The organism is Aestuariivirga sp., assembly GCF_020252395.1.
Lineage (GTDB): Bacteria > Pseudomonadota > Alphaproteobacteria > Rhizobiales > Aestuariivirgaceae > Aestuariivirga.
In genome coordinates this window covers 1-16500 of record NZ_JADCDB010000012.1, presented here as the reverse complement: position 1 = coordinate 16500, position 16500 = coordinate 1, and the positions used below count along the sequence as shown (strand labels likewise).

Below are 16500 nucleotides of genomic sequence, written 5' to 3'. Positions count from 1 at the left end.
TTTCTGCAGCCATGCGGCCTGGCGGCGCAGCGTCTCCTGGGCTTCCGGAGACAGCGTCGACTGGTCCTCGGCGAAGAACACGCGGTCGCCGACATTGGTGGTGAAGTCCTGCTCGGAACCGGGCGCCGCGACGGAGCCGGGACCGGTGTTGGCGTTGAGGTCGGTCTTCTTCTTGGCGCAGGCGGCGAGCGCCATGAGCGCGGCGAGGCCGGCGGCCATCTTCAAGCTGTCACGTCTGTTCATTGTCTTCACTTCCCGTTTTACCGTGGTCATCAGGCTGCCCTCCGCATCCCCCGCGGAAAGCCGCCGCTCTTCGAGGCCCCCCAGCCCCCGTTCAAGTCTTCATCGCACCGATTCAGTTCAGCTTCGGCGACCAGGCCGGATCGGAGCCGAAGCCGTCGACCGGCAGGCGCTGTTCATTGTAGCCGGTGATGTCCACCGACCAGAGCTGCGGGCCGCCGCTTTCGCCCTGGGTGTCGCGGAAGAACATCAGCACCCGGCTATTGGGCGCCCAGGTCGGCCCCTCGTTGTGAAAGCCCTCGGTCAGGATGCGTTCGCCCGAACCGTCGGGCTTCATCACGCCGATGGCGAACTTGCCACCGCCTTGCTTGGTGAAGGCGATCCACTGGCCGTCGGGCGACCACACCGGCGTCGAATAGCGGCCGTTGCCGAAGCTGATGCGGTTCTGGTTGGCGCCGTCCGCATTCATCACATAGATCTGCTGCGTGCCGCCGCGGTCCGACTCGAAGGCGATCTGACTGCCGTCCGGCGAGTAGCTTGGCGCGGTGTTGATCGAGGGCTCGTTGGTCAGCTGGCGCAGGTTGCGCGAGCGCAGGTCGAGTTCGAAGATATTGGCGTTGCCGCCGTCCTGCAGGCTCATGATCACCCGCTGGCCATCGGGCGAAAAGCGTGGAGCGAAGCTCATGTTGGGGAACTGGCCCACGATCTCGCGCTGCCTGGTGTCGATGTTCATCAGGTAGACGCGCGGCTCGGCATTGCCAAAGGACATGTAGGTGATTTCATTGGTCGAGGGCGAGAAGCGCGGGGTGAGCACCAGGTCCTTGCCGTCGGTCAGCGGGCGGATGTTGAAGCCGTCCTGGTCCATGATGGCGAGCTTCTTGACGCGCTTGTCCTTTGGACCCTCTTCGGTGACGAACACGATGCGGGTGTCGAAATAGCCGTCGATGCCGGTGAGCTGTTTGTAAACGATGTCGGCGATCATGTGGCCGATGCGGCGGTCGTTCTTGGGGCTGGTGGTGAATTGCTGGGCAGCCAGCTGCTGGCCGGTGTTCACGTCCCACAGCCGGAACTCGACCCGCATCTTGCCGCCGTCATTGAAGGCCTGGCCGGTGACAAGCGCCTTGGACTGGATCTGCTTCCAGCTGTCGAAGTCCGGCGTCTTGTCGAAGCTCGCAGTCTTCTCGATGAAGGTGGCGGGATCAAGCGGCGCGAAATAACCCGAACGGCCGAGGTCGTTGGTGATGACGGCCGTGATGGTGGCGGCCGAGTCCTCCGCTCCGCCGCCGGCGAGGAAGGGCGAGATGGCGATCGGCAGCGGATCGACGCGGCCCCCGGTGATGTCGATTTCGGTTTGCGCCACCGCAGAGCCGTGGGCGCCGGACACGGCGAGCATCACAAGCACTGCGGCGAGCAAGCGGCGCAGGTTATGGAGGCGGACATCGGTCGCTATCATTCTGGTCGTGTTCCGTGCGCGCGTCACTGAGTGGCCGTGTCCGCGAACATGTTGGGGTTGAAGTTGAGAACGAGGTCCTTCCAGACGTCATATTGGTCTTTAGGAAGAAAGTCGTAATTCTGGCATTGCAGTATGGCGGTGAGCGTCGATTGCGCCGTGGTCGAGAACAGATAGTCGCCGGGGCCGTTCATGATCTCTGGCTGGCCGTTCACCGAGCCGTCCTCGTTGAGCATGATGTGCACCTTCACCGTGATGTTGCCCTCGCGCGCGCCGGGCGGAATGATCCAGCATTCGCGGATTCGCTGCGCGAAGGCCGCGATCGCCGTGGCCGACAGAGTCTGGTCCTTGCCCTGCAGGTTCTTCTCGCCCTTTGAAGGCTGACCGTCGGCCGTGGCGTCGGACGCGTTGGTGGTCTTCTCCTCGTTCTCCTTGTTGAGGAGCGCTTCGAGCTTGGCGGTATCGAGCTTCACGGCCTTCTTGGGCTTCTCTGGGGGCTTTACAGCGGGCTTCGGCGGTGCGGGCTTCGGAGGCTGCGGCGCCGTGTCTTCGATCTGCTTCGTTATTTCGGCCAGCGCAGTGGTGTCCGGCGGCGGCTGCTCAGCCTTCGGCGGTTCCTTGGGCGGCACGGGCTTGGCCTCCGGCGGCGGCTCCGGCTGCGCCTGTTTGGCGGCCGTCACTTCCTTGTCCGCGATCTTCAGCGTCTGGTCGGTCTTCTTGACGATCCCGGCCTTCTTCGGCGCGGGCTTCTCCAGCTTGGCGGGTGCGTCGGGCGCCGTCGCCTTCAGCTTGTTGGCGTCGGCAATGCTGATGGTGGAGATGTCGACGTTGATCGCTTCCACCGGCGGCGTGTCGTACCTGGGCTTCGGCAGCACCACCAGCGCCGCGGCGAGGATCGCCGCGTGAAAGGTGATGGATGCTGCGAGGCTGCCCTTCATCGTCAGTTCTGGCCCTGTGCGGGGGCGTCGGTCTTGGTGGCCGCGCCGTCAGCGGGCTGAGCCGCACCGCCCGCACCCGGCAGCGTTTCGAGGCCGATCTTCTTGAAGCCGGCGTTGTTGATGGCGCCCAGCACCTGGGCGATGGGGCCATAGGCGGCGGCAAGGTCGCCGCGCACGCGGATTTCCTTTTCGGGATTGACGCCATAAAGCGCCTGGAGCTTCGCCGTCAGCTCCTCGATCGTCATCGGCTGTTCCATAAGGTAGATCGCGCCATCGGGCTTGATCGACACAGACAGCGGCTCCACCTGGCTGTTGAGCGGCTTCGCGTCGGTCTTCGGCAGGTCGATGGGCACGCCCACCGTCATCAGGGGGGCTGCCACCATGAACACGATCAGCAGCACCAGCATAACGTCGACAAGCGGCGTCACGTTGATCTCGCTCATCACGCCGTTGGACGAGCGCCGCCTTGCGTTGCGCCGCTGATAGCCGCCCCTGGCGCCGCCTGCTGAAGCACCCATCCCTTACACCCGTTCATCCAGCTGGCGGGAGATGATGGCGGAAAACTCATCCGCGAAATTCTCCAGCCGGGCGCCGATTTTTCCTGCGTCGGCGGTGTACATATTGTAGAAAACTGTCGCTGGGATGGCGGCAACGAGGCCGATCGCCGTGGCGAACAGCGCCTCGGCAATGCCCGGCGCCACCACGTTGAGCGAGGTGTTCTGCGAATTCGCAATGGCCTGGAACGACATCATGATGCCCCACACCGTGCCGAACAGGCCGATGAAGGGGCCGGCAGAACCGGTGGTGGCGAGGAACAGCAGGCGGGCTTCGACATCATGCATCTCCTTCTGGATCTGCACGTCCATCACCTTCTCGATGCGCCGCTGCACGCCCTGGAAGCCGGCGCGCAGAGCGGCGTCCTGGCTCCGCTTCCACTCGCGCATCGCCGCCATGAAGATGGCGGCAAGCCCGATATTGTTGCGGTTGCCCATGGAGAGATAGAGGTCCTCCAGCGACTTGCCGGACCAGAAATACTGCTCGAAACGGTTGTTCGCCGCGTTCATCTTCCGCACCGCGAAAAACTTTTCGATGATGATCGCCCAGCTCCACACCGATGCGGCCGCGAGGCCGAACATCACAAGCTTCACCACCCAGCTGGCCTGAACGACCAGATGCCAGAGCGAGAGTTCGCCCGCCGGCGCCGCCGCCACTGCAAAAGCTATCATCCTGTCCTTCCAACTCCGCCGCTGGCCCCTGCCTGAGCCCGGCCGGCGGTCCTGCACTGCCCCACTCCCGAGAATAGCCCGTGCAAACATGCCAAATCTGTCGAAACTGCGGCGATTCGGGGCGGCTCTCCCCAGCCTGGCGCAGCGCGTCGCCCCCCGGGGCGAAACCTCATCCCACATGAATCGACTATGGTTAAGGGATTGTTACGAAACAGCTCTAGGGTTGCAGTGCAAGCTCCGGTGGCCGTCCGGGTGGCGGCAATGTCATCGACTGCGGGTCCAACAATCGCGGCTGACATCAAGACATCGTTCATCATCATGCGCTGCGAGGAGCAGGCCCGTGCCAGCTTTTTCGGGGGCTCTTATCTCCGCGTTCCGCGCCGCGGCAGTATGGTAAGCGCCGCATGAACCGCCTCCGTCAGGATGGCACAAACTCATGTGGCTTCGGTGCAACACAGGACTCCGGACTTTTTTCCGCCGCATTCATGCCCGGCTTGAGTCACGGATGGTTTCTACCGTCTCTCTCATCGCTTCGGTTCTGTTTGCATGGGAGTAAAGGATTATGAAGTTCATCACAAAAGCGCTGCTTGGCCTCGGCCTGCTGGCTGGCGTCACCAGCACCTCCGCACTCGCGGCGGACTACACGCCGGAGCCGGTCGTCACCGCATCCAACTTCTACATCCGCGGCGATCTCGGCTGGTCGTGGCTCGACTTGAAGAACGGCAACGAAGGCGTCTTCCTGATGGGCGGCGGCGCGGGCTACAAGTTCAACGACAACCTGCGCGCCGACGCCCGCGTGGATTACGCAGGCGTGGGCAACGACAACAATGAGTTCGGCTCGGTGCTCGGCAACGTCTATTTCGACATCCCGACCAATTCGATCGTCACGCCCTATGTCGGCGCCGGTGCCGGCTATGGCTGGTCCGGCGACCATGGCGACAACGACAGCGGCGTCACTTACGCGCTGATGGCCGGTGTGGAGGTGAACCTCACCGACAATCTCAGCGCCGATGTGGGCTATCGTTTCCGCCAGATCATCGACTCGGACACCTACGCCAACGAAGCCCTTGTGGGCCTGCGCTACAGTTTCTGAGCCCCGCATAACGGCTGAACTTCCAGCGGCCCGCGCCCCGGCGCGGGCCGCTTTCCGCAACGCGCTTGCGCAACGCCGGAAAATGCGCGATAGGGATCGCGGGCTAGCCTTCCCCACCGAGGGCCGGTCCATCTGCAAGGATGGAGCACAAGATGACGATCACGAAACCGGCGGCGCGCCCGGCATGCGCGAATTTTTCGTCCGGCCCCTGCGCCAAGATCCCTGGCTGGACAGCCCATCTCCTCAACACCGATGTTCTGGGACGCTCGCACCGCTCAAGCGCCGGCAAGGCGCGGCTAAAGCGCGCCATCGAACTGACGCAAGAGGTGCTGGAAGTGCCCGCGACCCACTTGATCGGCATCGTTCCGGCCTCCGACACAGGTGCTGTCGAAATGGCCATGTGGTCGCTGCTGGGCCAGCGCCCCGCCGATATGCTGGCCTGGGAGAGCTTCGGCGAAGGCTGGGTCTCCGACGTCATGAAGCAGCTGAAGCTGAAAGATGCGCGCAAGATCACCGCGGGCTATGGCGAGCTTCCCGACCTCTCGACCGTCAATTTCGACCATGATGTGGTCTTCACCTGGAACGGCACCACATCCGGCGTGCGCGTGCCCGATGCAGAGTGGATCGCGGCGGACCGCAAGGGCCTGACCATTTGCGACGCCACTTCGGCCGCGTTTGCCCAGGCGCTCGACTATTCCAAGCTCGATGTCGTCACCTTCTCCTGGCAGAAGGTGCTGGGCGGCGAGGGCGCGCACGGCGTGCTGCTCCTCGGGCCGCGCGCGGTGGAGCGTCTCGAAAGCTACGCGCCAGCATGGCCGCTGCCCAAGATCTTCCGCCTCACCAGCGGGGGCAAGCTGATCGCCGGCATCTTCGAGGGCGAGACCATCAACACGCCCTCCATGCTCTGCGTCGAGGACTACATCGCGGCGCTGGAATGGGCGCGGAAGCTTGGCGGCCTCAAGGGCCTGATGGCGCGGGCCGATGCAAATGCCGCGGTGGTGCAGAGGTGGCTCGACTCGCGCGGCTTCGCGGCGAACCTCGCCAAGGTTCCCGCCACGCGCTCCAACACCTCGGTGTGCCTGACGCTCAACGCCGCTGAAAGCGTGCCGAAGAAGATGGTGAAGCTGCTCGAGGCCGAGAAGGCCGCCTACGACATCGGCTCCTATCGCGAAGCGCCGCCGGGCTTGCGCATCTGGTGCGGGGCAACCGTCGAGACCTCCGATCTCGAAGCGCTGATGCCGTGGCTCGACTGGGCCTATGCCGAGGCGGCCGCCGGCTGATCCTCTTTCCTCTTTTCATCTCACATCAGGAGTGTCTTTCATGGCTCCCCGCGTTCTCGTTTCCGACAAGCTTTCCGAAACCGCCGTGCAGATTTTCCGTGACCGTGGCGTGGAGGTCGACTACCTCCCCGACCTCGGCAAGGACAAGGATGCGCTGCTCGCTGCCATTCCGGACTATGACGGCCTCGCCATCCGCTCCGCCAGCAAGGTGACGCCGAAGATCATCGCCGCTGCGGCGAAGCTGAAGGTCATCGGCCGCGCCGGCATCGGCGTGGACAATGTCGACATCCCCGCCGCCACGCAGCGCGGCATCGTGGTGATGAACACGCCCTTCGGCAATGCCATCACCACGGCCGAGCATGCGATTTCCATGATGATGGCGCTGGCCCGGCAGATCCCGGAGGCCAATGCCTCCACCCATTCGGGAAAGTGGGAGAAGAACCGCTTCATGGGCGTGGAGCTCTTCAACAAGACGCTGGGCGTTATCGGCTGCGGCAATATCGGTTCGATCGTGGCAGACCGGGCGCTGGGCCTGAAGATGAAGGTCATCGCCTTCGACCCGTTCCTGAGCCCTGAGCGCGCGATCGAGATCGGGGTGGAGAAGGTGGAGCTCGACGAGATCTTCCGCCGCGCCGACTTCATCACGCTCCACACGCCGCTGACGGAAAAGACCCGCAATATCATCGATGCCGCGGCTCTCGCCAAGTGCAAGAAGGGTGTGCGCATCATCAATTGCGCGCGTGGTGGCCTCGTCGTCGAGGATGCACTTTACGATGCGCTGAAGTCCGGCCATGTGGCGGGCGCTGCACTCGATGTCTTCGAGGTGGAGCCTGCGACGAACCACAAGCTGTTCGAGCTCGACAATGTGGTGGCGACCCCGCATCTCGGCGCCTCCACCGGCGAGGCGCAGGAAAACGTGGCGCTGCAGGTGGCCGAGCAGATGGCGGATTACCTAATCTCAGGCGCTGTCTCCAATGCGCTCAACATGCCGTCGATTTCGGCGGACGAGGCGCCGCGTCTGCGCCCCTTCATCGGCGTGGCCGAAAAGCTCGGCTCCTTTGCGGGGCAGCTCACCGATGAGCCGGTGACCGGCATCGTCATCGAATATGCCGGTGAGGTGGGCGAGATGAACACCAAGGCGCTCACCTCGGCGGCGCTCTCCGGCGTGCTGCAGCCGATGCTCGGCACGGTGAACATGGTGTCAGCCCCGGTCGTTGCGCGCGAGCGCGGCATCCAGGTTGACGAGGTGAAGCAGACGCAGCGTGGGGCTTACGAAACCTATATCCGCCTCACGGTGAAGACGGCGCATCTCGAACGCTCCGTGGCGGGCACGGTGTTCTCCGACGGCAAGGCGCGCATCATCCAGATCAAGGGCATCGACATGGAGGCCGAATTTGGGCCGCACATGCTCTATGTGACGAACGAAGACAAGCCGGGCTTCATCGGCGCGCTGGGAACGATCCTCGGCAATGCCGGGGTGAACATCGCCACTTTCAATCTCGGCCGCCGCGCGCAGGGGGGCGAGGCGATCTGCCTGGTCTCCATCGACGAAGCGCCGCCGCCGCCCGTGCTGCAGGCAGTCGCGAAGCTTCCCCATGTGAAGCAGGTAAAGCCGCTGGCCTTCTGATCAAGACAGGGAGCCGCGCGCAAGTCACTGCATGAGTCGAAGGATTTTCTGGAGTGGCACGTCGTTGACCAGCAGTTCACCTGTCCTCGGTTTCTCGATCCTCCAGGTCAGCTTGCCTTGCTCGTCTTCCTCGGCTGCCGCGCTCGCCACAGTGAAGAGTGCAAGGGCTTGTGCGGCATGAGCATCAAGCAAGGCGCCGTTGACGGCATCCATACCGTCCATTTGAATCGTGACCTCACCCGATGCAGGTTGGGCGCGGCGCAGGTCGAGTGCTCCCTTCGCAGTAGCATGGTAAAGCGGCGCGCTCACATCAGCCGCTGCAAGCTCGAACGTGGCGTAGCCCTTAGGAAGAAACGCATTCCACAGGGCGGCGGAGATGGACGCAGGGACAAGCGGTGATTTTCCGGGTTCGATCTTCTCCGCCGCGAGCCCGGCAGGCGCCAAAAGGTTGAAACCGGTGATCTTGAAATCGACCATGATACGTGTCGGCACCATGCCATCGGCCCATGCCGGCACCGTGGCTGACGGCATGTGAATACCTGAGAATTCCAATCGTTCGCCGAATCGGGCGTCGGCAATCAGCCCGGTCATCTCCATGTCCAGCCGCGCTCGGTCAGCGGCAAACACCTTGCCCCCGACATCGACCTTCAAGTCGCTCAGAAGACTTGTTGAGTGCAGGCTTTTAAGAACAGGAAGAGCATCCCTCAGCAATTGTCGCAGGACCGCGCGATCCGCTTCCCTCTCCCGCCTTCCGGGATGCGCAACGATCCACCTCAGCAGTTTGTTCATCGCCTTGGCGTTCATGCCTTGCGCGGCGGTGTCGGCTGTTGCCGACCGGGAAGAGATGGTGAACGTCATGGGCTTTGCGCTGCCCCCTGTGGCAGCAGGAAAGTCAAGCGTCTCCTTGAAGCCGCTGGACGTATAGTGTCCGGCGGTGTTGACTGCCTCGGCGGTGCCGGTGCCTCCCGCCTGATAACTCATCGTGTCGATGGCATAACGAATGGACGTGGTATGACCGGGCGGTCCCACCATTTCGGAAATGGAGATTCCGGCGTAGTCCCCCTTTACGTCATTATAGTAGCCTTCCGTTTCGTCGTAAGATCCGGAAGTCTTGGCGGACTGTATGGAGTATTCCAGCGCGAGAGGACCATTGCGCAGTGTGAATGAGACCGGCTGATCCATCTCAACCGTCCACTTGCCTCTGCCCCTGGGCGTCATCTTCCAGATCAGTGGCGACATCTTGACCTCGGCACTGACGCCGGCGCGGGTCATCCAAGTCTTGATGGCCCGCTCGACATCCAGATGTACCTCATAGGCATCCCCCAAGGACGTTACCCTTGCCAAGTCCGGTTCGGATCCGAGGCAGCCAGCAAATTCGCGTTCCAGCTGCTTCGCCACATCGGGGCTGGCGGCCGCCAGTACCGGCGATGTGATGGACGCGACAGCGCCAACAAGAAGGAAACACCCAATGAGCCTCATCATGACCACCTATGACCGACGTATCGCACAAAGTGGCACTGCGTTACCTTGGCGTCAACCTTTGCATATCCGCCTGCTGCTCCTCCTTTTCTCCCGTTTGCCTTCCGCTGCCGATGGTGTAAGATCCCGTAACGGTTCCGGCGGCTCACCCGCGCGGGGCCGTTGCTGTGTCTGAAAGGGGCCTGAAATGGCGAATGTGGCGGTGGTCGGCGCGCAGTGGGGCGATGAGGGCAAGGGCAAGCTCGTGGACTGGCTGTCCGAAAGGGCCGATGTGGTGGTGCGCTTCCAGGGCGGGCACAATGCCGGCCACACGCTCGTCATCGATGGCGTCACCTACAAGCTCTCGCTGCTCCCCTCCGGCATCGTGCGCCCCGGCAAGCTGTCGATCATCGGCAATGGCGTGGTGATCGACCCCTGGGCGTTGGCGGCCGAGATCGACAAGCTGTCGTCGCAAGGGGTGGACATCTCGCGCCAGAACCTGCGCGTCGCCGGCAATGCCACGCTCATCCTGCCGCTTCACCGCGAGCTCGACCAGCTGCGCGAGGCTGCCGCGGGCCAGGCCAAGATCGGCACCACCGGCCGCGGCATCGGCCCGGCTTATGAAGACAAGGTGGGCCGCCGCGCCATCCGCGTGAATGATTTGGCCGACCTTGCCACCATCGGCCCCAAGGTGGCCCGCCTGCTGGTGCACCACAATGCGCTGCGCCGCGGCATGGGGGAATCAGAGGTGAAGGCACAAGACCTGATCGCGCAGCTCGCCGAGATCGCGCCGCGCATCCTGCCCTTTTCGGATGCCGTGTGGGCGCTGCTCGACGACATGAAGCGCGAGGGCAAGCGCATCCTGTTCGAAGGTGCACAAGGCATCCTGCTCGACATCGACCATGGCACTTACCCTTATGTGACCTCCTCCAACACGGTGGCCGGCCAGGCCGCCGCGGGCTCAGGCCTCGGGCCGTCCTCCATCGGCTATGTGCTGGGCATCGCCAAAGCCTATACCACGCGCGTCGGCTCCGGTCCTTTCCCCACAGAGCAGGAGAATGAGATCGGCGAATACATCGGCCAGCGCGGCCGAGAGTTCGGCACGGTGACGGGCCGCAAGCGGCGCTGCGGCTGGTTCGACTCGGTGCTGGTGCGCCAGGCCATCAAGACGTCGGGCATCCATGGCATTGCCCTCACCAAACTCGACGTTCTCGACGGGCTCGAGGAGATCAGGGTTGGAGTCGGCTATGAGCTCGACGGCAAGAAATTCGACCGGCTGCCCGCCGCCGAGGAGGCGCAAAAGCGCGTCGTGCCGATTTACGAGAGCGTCGCGGGCTGGAAGGGCACCACCGCAGGCGCGCGCAGCTGGGCGCAGCTGCCGGCCCAGGCGATCAAATATGTGAAGTACCTCGAGGAATTAATCGAGTGCCCGGTGGCGCTGCTGTCCACCTCGCCGGAGCGCGAGGATACGATCCTGATGAAAGATCCCTTCGAGGATTGAGAGCCACCTTCTCCAAGTTTACGCCTCACCATGGCTGGGCATGACCCGGCCCTCTCTTTCTTCGCGCGAAGGGCCATGTGAGGGGAGAGTCTGCGCCCTCGCAAGGCGCCGCCCTTGATTTCGGTCAAGCTTCAGAAGTCGCGGCCTTCGACGAAGAAGCCATAGAGCGAGGTGAGGATCGAGGCATTGAGGATCGCGAAGAACGGCTGCAGCAGGAGCGAACCGGCGAGGACGGCAAGAAACAGTCCCAGCGTGCGGTCGATCAGGCTGAGCGCGCCGCTCAGGAGTGCCGCCGCCAGCACGCAGCCCAGCACGATTGCAAGATACAGTACTAACAGTCCGATGCATTGCCACATGTTGCCCGCGCTGGCGGCCCAGGCATCGCGGAAGCCGAAGGCGCGCTCGCCGAGGGCGATGGCCGGGAACCTGATCGAGAGCCGCACGGCGGCGCCGACGATCAGCACGATGGCCGGGAGCGCCAGCAACACGGCCGGCGGCGCCACGATCGCGATGGCCAGCAGCAGCGTCACGGGGATCGTGACCAGCACGATGAGAAGGAAGCCGAACAGCGCATAGGACAAGACATAGCCATCGAGGCGCAGGCCATGGCCGATCTCGTCGCGCAGGATGAAGCGCTGCCAGCTCACCGACATCGAGCTGGTCACGACCAAGACGATTGGCAGGATAGCGATCTGGACCGGCGTGACACGCGGAATCTCGCCCGGCGCCGTTTCTGGCGGAACGAAATAGACGTCGGCAAGGCCGCACAGCAGCAGTACCGGCAGCCAGGGAAGCGCGATACGCAGCGCGGCCTGCCGGAAGGTCCAGACCGAGTTCAGCGCGTGGGAAATCGCCTTGGTGGGTGAAAGCTTGCGCATGCTGCCCGTTCTTGTTGCGTGTGGAGGTAAACTAGACTGCCGGTCAGGCCGGGGTAAAGGGCAAAGCGGCGGCCTCAGGCAGCCGCCGTGCGCCGTGCCGCGCGCGGCTTGCGGGTCAACTGCTGCGCGAAGTTCCGCATGATGATGGCCGCCAGGCCGCTCAAGGGCGCGGGCCGCCCGAGCAGATAGCCCTGGGCGAGATCGCAGCCGATGTCGCGCAGCAGCGAGAGCTGGCGCTGGGTCTCGATTCCCTCGGCGGTGACCGTCATGCCCAGGCCGTGGCCCAGCTTCACGATGGCGCGCAGCACGTTCTTGGCGGAGGCTGAATGATCGAGCGCCGCCGCGAAGCTTCTGTCGATCTTGAGCTTGGAGAAGGGAAACTTGCACAGATAGGAGAGGCTGGAATAGCCGGTCCCGAAATCGTCGAGCGCCACGCCGACGCCCATGTCGCGCAAGCGGCGCAGCTGGCTCAGCACCAGTTCGCTGTCTGTCATCAGGGTGCCCTCGGTGATCTCCACCTCGAGCCGGTAGGCGGGCAGGGCATGGCGCTGCAGCGCGCGGCGCACACTGGCGATCAGCGTGCCGGTGTGGAATTGGGCCGGCGAGAGGTTGACGGCGGCGACAAGATGCGGCGGCCACTGCGCCGCGACCCGGCAGGCTTCCTCGATCGCCCATGCTCCGATGTCCACGATGAGACCGGCCTCTTCCGCAAGTGGAATGAATTCCGAAGGCGGAATGGGGCCGAGCTCCGAATCATGGAGCCTGATCAGCGCCTCGAAGCCGGTAAGCTCGCCGCCGTTCATGGCGTAGACCGGCTGGAAATCGAGGCGCAGCGCATCGCCGCTCACCGCTTCGCGGATCGCGCGCTGCAGCGCCGTTCGCCGTTCCGATGCCGCCGACATGCCGGGTGCGTAGAAGCCGTAGCCGGGTCTTTGCTGCCGCCGCGCCTCGGCGAGGGCGAGTTCGGCGTTGTTCACCAGCGCGCAGAAACGCTGGCCATCGGCCGGGGCCAGCGCAATGCCAGCATGGCAGGTGATCGCCGTGGCAAGACTGGCGAATGCCGGGCCGCTCGCAAGGCTGGCGCAGACCTCGCGGGCGAGGTTCAATGCCGCCATCGCGTCGCAGCTCCCGGGCAGCAGAATGGCGAAGCGCTCCTCGCTCCATTGCGCGGCCCGCGCGCCGACCGGCAGGCGCGTGGAGAGAGTTGTAATGGCTTCCTCGAGAGCGCGCCGAATGGCCTCGGGCTGCTCACTGCGGCTGGTCCAGGCGAGGCCGGTGAGTTCGCAGAGGATAATGGTCGCCTCAGCATTTTCATTTACGTGTTGCGAGGCTTCTGTCATCAGGGCCTTCCTGCCGAGGATTCCCCCGGGCCGCTTGTTCGCCCCGGCCCCCCGCGAGACGACGGCAGCCAGCGTGCCCGCGGCAAGGAGTGCGGCCGCAAACACCGTCTGCGCCACCGGCCCTGCTCCTGCCCAAATGCCCTGCGAAGCGGTCACAAAACCGGCGGACAAGCCAGTCAGTGCCGAGGAGGCCATGACCCACCCCGGGCGGGGAACATTGACACGAAGACGTGGCTTCCGGAATCGAACCGATTCTGTGCGCATTCCCAACTCCCGCATGGCGGAGATGCTGGTATGCGATGCCCTTAGGGAATGTATAGCGCTATGATTAACAACTTGAAATTGAAAAACATGGTTTATGGAGTCTAATCCGATGCGTCCTGACCGAACCCGCCGCCTCTTTTGCTTCGGATTTGTCGCGCTTGGCTGGGGGGCAGGTCCCGCGCTGGCAGGCCCCTATCTCGACTATGCCGAGGGTTTGGCCGCGCACCCGCCCCAGGGCGCGCATTACCGGCCTGACCTCGAGACGATGCTGGTGAGCCTGCTCAACGCCTATCGCGCGGAGAAGGGCAAGGCGCCGGTCGCCGCCGATGCCGCCTTCACGGACGCCGCCCGCGCCCATGCCGCTGACATGATGCTGAACAATTTCATGGGCCACAACTCGTCCACCGGCATGAGTTTCCAGGGCCGCATGGCGGCCTTCGCGGGCGATGTCACGAAATACCCCTCGCTCGGCGAGAATGCGGCGCGCGAAACGGCCGGAAAGGGATCGCTTGAGGAGAAGACACGCGCCCTGTTCCAGCAATGGGTGGAAAGTTCGCCCCATCGCAAGAACATGGTCAACCGCAGTTTCGCCTTCGTGTCGACGGGGGTGATCGAGAAGGGCGGCGGCATCTGGGCGGTGCAGATCTTCTTCGCCGCCCCGCGGGCCAAGGGAATTTTCCAGTAAGCTCCAGCGAACGTGGCCGGGGAGCTACGGCCATGATGCGTTTACAAGTGAGCGGGTTCTCACGCCGTCGGCGCCGGCAGTGTCTTGGGTGCGAGCAGGCGCTGGGAGGCGTTCTTTACCGCCCTCTGAACTTTCTCGAAGGCGCGCACCTCGATCTGGCGGATACGCTCGCGCGAGACGCCGAATTCCTGGCTCAGGTCTTCGAGCGTCGCCGGATCGTCCTGCAGGCGGCGCGCCTCGAAGACGCGGCGCTCGCGGTCGGTGAGCTTTTCCATCGCATCCTGCAGCAGGCCGTGACGCATCGACTGCTCTTCCGACTCGACGAGCATGTCTTCCTGGTTGTCTGAGTCATCAACCAGCCAGTCCTGCCATTCGCCCTCGCCATCCTCGCGGATGGTGGCGTTCAGCGAGGTGTCGCCGCCCAGACGGCGGTTCATCGAAATAACGTCCTCTTCGGTGACGCCGAGCTTCTTGGCGATCAATTCCACCTGGTCCGGGCGCAGGTCGCCGTCCTGCATAGCCTCGATCTGGCTCTTCACCTTGCGCAGGTTGAAGAACAGCTTCTTCTGGTTCGCCGTGGTGCCCATCTTCACGAGCGACCAGGAGCGCAGAACAAATTCTTGAATCGAGGCCTTGATCCACCACATAGCATATGTGGCAAGACGGAAGCCCTTGTCCGGCTCGAACTTCTTCACTGCCTGCATCAGGCCAACGTTGCCTTCGGAGATGACTTCTCCGATGGGCAGGCCATAGCCGCGGTAGCCCATGGCGATCTTGGCCACCAGGCGGAGGTGCGAGGTGATCAGCTTCTCGGCGGCGCGGGTGTCGCCGTGTTCCTTCCAGCGCTTGGCGAGCATGAATTCCTCGTCCGGCTGCAGCATCGGGAAATTGCGGATTTCCTGCAAATAGCGCTGCAGACCTGCCTCGCCCGAGGCGATTGCGGGAAGGGAAGTGGTCTTTGCCATGTTCAAAGCCTATCCTGTCTGAGACCTATTCTTATCCGGAAATTACGCAGAAAATAAGACACTGGAGCAGTTACAGATAGTCACGCTTACGTGTTGTTCAAGCGCAGCGCTTGGAGAAGATTGTCAAAATCTTCCGGTGCCGGGCTGTCGAAGCGCAACTGCTGGCCCGTCCGGGGGTGCTCGAATCCCAAGGTTGTGGCGTGAAGGGCTTGCCGATTCAAGGCGTTGAGCGCCTCTCCCGCGTCGTCCGGGAGCTTCCTCGCCGAGGTCCGGAAGCCCGACCCATAGACAGAATCTCCCAGCAGCGGGTGTCCGATGTGGGCCATATGGACGCGGATCTGGTGGGTTCGCCCAGTCTCCAGCACGCAGCGCACGAGGCTGGCCACCGGCGGCTGCCCCAGCACCTCCAGCACCTCATAATGGGTCACCGCCTCCCGGGCATTGGCGCCCTTCGATACGGCCATCTTCCGGCGGTTGGCGGTGGAGCGGTCAATTGCCGCTTCGATGCTGCCTTTGCGGCGCTCCGGCACGCCCCAGACGATGGCGAGGTAGCTCCGTTCCAGCCGCCCGTCCCGGCCATGCGCGGCGAACTGCTCCGACAGCCCGTGATGCGCGCGATCGTTCTTGGCCACCACCAGAAGGCCGCTCGTATCCTTGTCGAGGCGATGCACAATGCCCGGCCTCCTCACCCCGCCGATGCCCGACAGGCTGTCGCCGCAATGGGCGATCAGGGCGTTCACCAGCGTGCCGGTCTCGTTGCCGGCACCCGGGTGGACCACCAGTCCGGATGGCTTGTCGATCACGATCAGGTCCTTGTCCTCGAAGACAATGGGCAGCGCCATGTCCTCAGCCTGGGGCAGGGCGGGGGCGGCCGCGGGGAGGAGGACGGACAGCATGTCCCCCGGTTTCACCCGGTGGCGCGCTTCGGTCACCGGCGAGCCCTCGACACTGACCGCTCCATCCGCGATAAGGGCCTGAAACCGCGCCCGGCTCACGTCCGGAAAGGCGGCGGCCAGCGCCTTGTCGAGGCGGCCGGCCGGGGCGGAACTGGTTTCGAGGCGTCGTGAAGGCACTGACATGAGCGAATCCGATCCATTGCAGACTGGCGATGCCGCGCCAATGGAACTTCCGGCTGGCGCCCGCCTCATGCTGCGGGTGGTTTATATCATGGGCGTCATTCTGGTGCTGCTGTTCCTCGCGCTCATCGCCACCATCATCTGGAAGGCCAACACCAGGTCCGTTCCGCCGCCCGTGCCGCCGGTTCAGACGCTCGGGCTCGGCCTGCCGCAGGACACCGGCATCCGCTCCGCCACCCTGGACGGTGACCGCCTCGTTATCACCACGGCGCGCGAGGTGATCGTGGTCGACATCAGGAAAAACGCCATCCTCTCCCGCATCGAAGCAGGCCCCTGAGGGGCTGTCGATAGCTAATTAACTTGTCCGGTTTTGGTAGCACATCAAATGTCCGCTTCTTGTCTTTTGTTCTCCTGTGGGACTGTGGGCAAGGCGGAGCCTTGTCCACATTTCCACAGGTGTTGCGGCTGAGCGGATTTAA

15 protein-coding genes and 1 pseudogene are annotated in these 16500 nt (G+C 63.8%); 6 read left to right on the top strand and 10 right to left on the bottom strand.

What is annotated here, in order from left to right; all coding sequences use genetic code 11:
• The 5 genes and pseudogenes from IOC82_RS07630 to tolQ all read right to left on the bottom strand — a co-directional run.
• A pseudogene (locus IOC82_RS07630) lies at positions 1–243 on the bottom strand (peptidoglycan-associated lipoprotein); the annotation flags it as partial.
• Positions 244–355: 112 nt separating this feature from the next.
• The gene (gene tolB / locus IOC82_RS07625) at positions 356–1633 is read right to left on the bottom strand and encodes a Tol-Pal system beta propeller repeat protein TolB (protein WP_290545589.1); all 1278 of its coding nucleotides are present in this window, start codon (positions 1631–1633) and stop codon (positions 356–358) included.
• A gap of 83 nt (positions 1634–1716) precedes the next feature.
• Positions 1717–2628 carry a hypothetical protein gene (locus IOC82_RS07620; protein ID WP_290545588.1) on the bottom strand — a complete coding sequence of 304 codons (912 nt, stop codon included), beginning with the start codon at positions 2626–2628 and terminating at the stop codon, positions 1717–1719.
• Between the two features lie 2 nt (positions 2629–2630).
• The gene (locus tag IOC82_RS07615; protein WP_290545587.1) at positions 2631–3146 is read right to left on the bottom strand and encodes an ExbD/TolR family protein; all 516 of its coding nucleotides are present in this window, start codon (positions 3144–3146) and stop codon (positions 2631–2633) included.
• 3 nt (positions 3147–3149) lie between these two features.
• The gene (gene tolQ, locus IOC82_RS07610; RefSeq protein ID WP_290545586.1) at positions 3150–3854 is read right to left on the bottom strand and encodes a protein TolQ; all 705 of its coding nucleotides are present in this window, start codon (positions 3852–3854) and stop codon (positions 3150–3152) included.
• A gap of 562 nt (positions 3855–4416) precedes the next feature.
• Here tolQ and IOC82_RS07605 point away from each other — a divergent pair.
• The 3 genes from IOC82_RS07605 (at position 4417) to serA (ending at position 7854) form a co-directional block, all read left to right on the top strand.
• Positions 4417–4947 (top strand): outer membrane beta-barrel protein, encoded by a 531-nt coding sequence (locus IOC82_RS07605; protein ID WP_290545585.1) that lies wholly within the window; start codon positions 4417–4419, stop codon positions 4945–4947.
• 152 nt (positions 4948–5099) lie between these two features.
• Positions 5100–6227, top strand: coding sequence for a phosphoserine transaminase (locus tag IOC82_RS07600; RefSeq protein ID WP_290545584.1), 1128 nt, complete (start codon positions 5100–5102; stop codon positions 6225–6227).
• Positions 6228–6267: 40 nt separating this feature from the next.
• Positions 6268–7854, top strand: coding sequence for a phosphoglycerate dehydrogenase (serA, locus tag IOC82_RS07595; protein WP_290545583.1), 1587 nt, complete (start codon positions 6268–6270; stop codon positions 7852–7854).
• A 24-nt stretch (positions 7855–7878) separates the two neighbouring features.
• Here serA and IOC82_RS07590 read toward each other — a convergent pair whose 3' ends face one another.
• A complete protein-coding gene (locus IOC82_RS07590) occupies positions 7879–9336 on the bottom strand; it encodes a hypothetical protein (RefSeq protein WP_290545582.1) in 1458 nt (485 codons plus the stop codon).
• 184 nt (positions 9337–9520) lie between these two features.
• Here IOC82_RS07590 and IOC82_RS07585 point away from each other — a divergent pair, with 184 nt between their 5' ends.
• Positions 9521–10813 carry an adenylosuccinate synthase gene (locus IOC82_RS07585; RefSeq protein ID WP_290545581.1) on the top strand — a complete coding sequence of 431 codons (1293 nt, stop codon included), beginning with the start codon at positions 9521–9523 and terminating at the stop codon, positions 10811–10813.
• 131 nt (positions 10814–10944) lie between these two features.
• Here the strand turns inward: IOC82_RS07585 and IOC82_RS07580 are convergent, their stop codons facing one another.
• The gene (locus IOC82_RS07580; RefSeq protein WP_290545580.1) at positions 10945–11691 is read right to left on the bottom strand and encodes a hypothetical protein; all 747 of its coding nucleotides are present in this window, start codon (positions 11689–11691) and stop codon (positions 10945–10947) included.
• Positions 11692–11765: 74 nt separating this feature from the next.
• Positions 11766–13148: a bifunctional diguanylate cyclase/phosphodiesterase gene (locus IOC82_RS07575; RefSeq protein ID WP_290545579.1), complete on the bottom strand. Its 1383-nt coding sequence runs from the start codon at positions 13146–13148 to the stop codon at positions 11766–11768.
• Positions 13149–13404: 256 nt separating this feature from the next.
• Here IOC82_RS07575 and IOC82_RS07570 point away from each other — a divergent pair, with 256 nt between their 5' ends.
• Positions 13405–13980 carry a CAP domain-containing protein gene (locus IOC82_RS07570; protein WP_290545578.1) on the top strand — a complete coding sequence of 192 codons (576 nt, stop codon included), beginning with the start codon at positions 13405–13407 and terminating at the stop codon, positions 13978–13980.
• Between the two features lie 59 nt (positions 13981–14039).
• Here the strand turns inward: IOC82_RS07570 and rpoH are convergent, their stop codons facing one another.
• Together rpoH and IOC82_RS07560 are read right to left on the bottom strand one after the other, a co-directional pair.
• Positions 14040–14945: an RNA polymerase sigma factor RpoH gene (gene rpoH, locus IOC82_RS07565; RefSeq protein ID WP_290545577.1), complete on the bottom strand. Its 906-nt coding sequence runs from the start codon at positions 14943–14945 to the stop codon at positions 14040–14042.
• An 86-nt stretch (positions 14946–15031) separates the two neighbouring features.
• The gene (locus IOC82_RS07560) at positions 15032–16024 is read right to left on the bottom strand and encodes an RluA family pseudouridine synthase (RefSeq protein WP_290545576.1); all 993 of its coding nucleotides are present in this window, start codon (positions 16022–16024) and stop codon (positions 15032–15034) included.
• On the opposite strand from IOC82_RS07560, the gene IOC82_RS07555 reads away from it, so the two are divergent.
• Positions 16023–16358 (top strand): hypothetical protein, encoded by a 336-nt coding sequence (locus tag IOC82_RS07555; protein WP_290545575.1) that lies wholly within the window; start codon positions 16023–16025, stop codon positions 16356–16358. The two genes, IOC82_RS07560 and IOC82_RS07555, sit on opposite strands and share 2 nt — an antisense overlap.
• Positions 16359–16500: the final 142 nt, after the last annotated feature.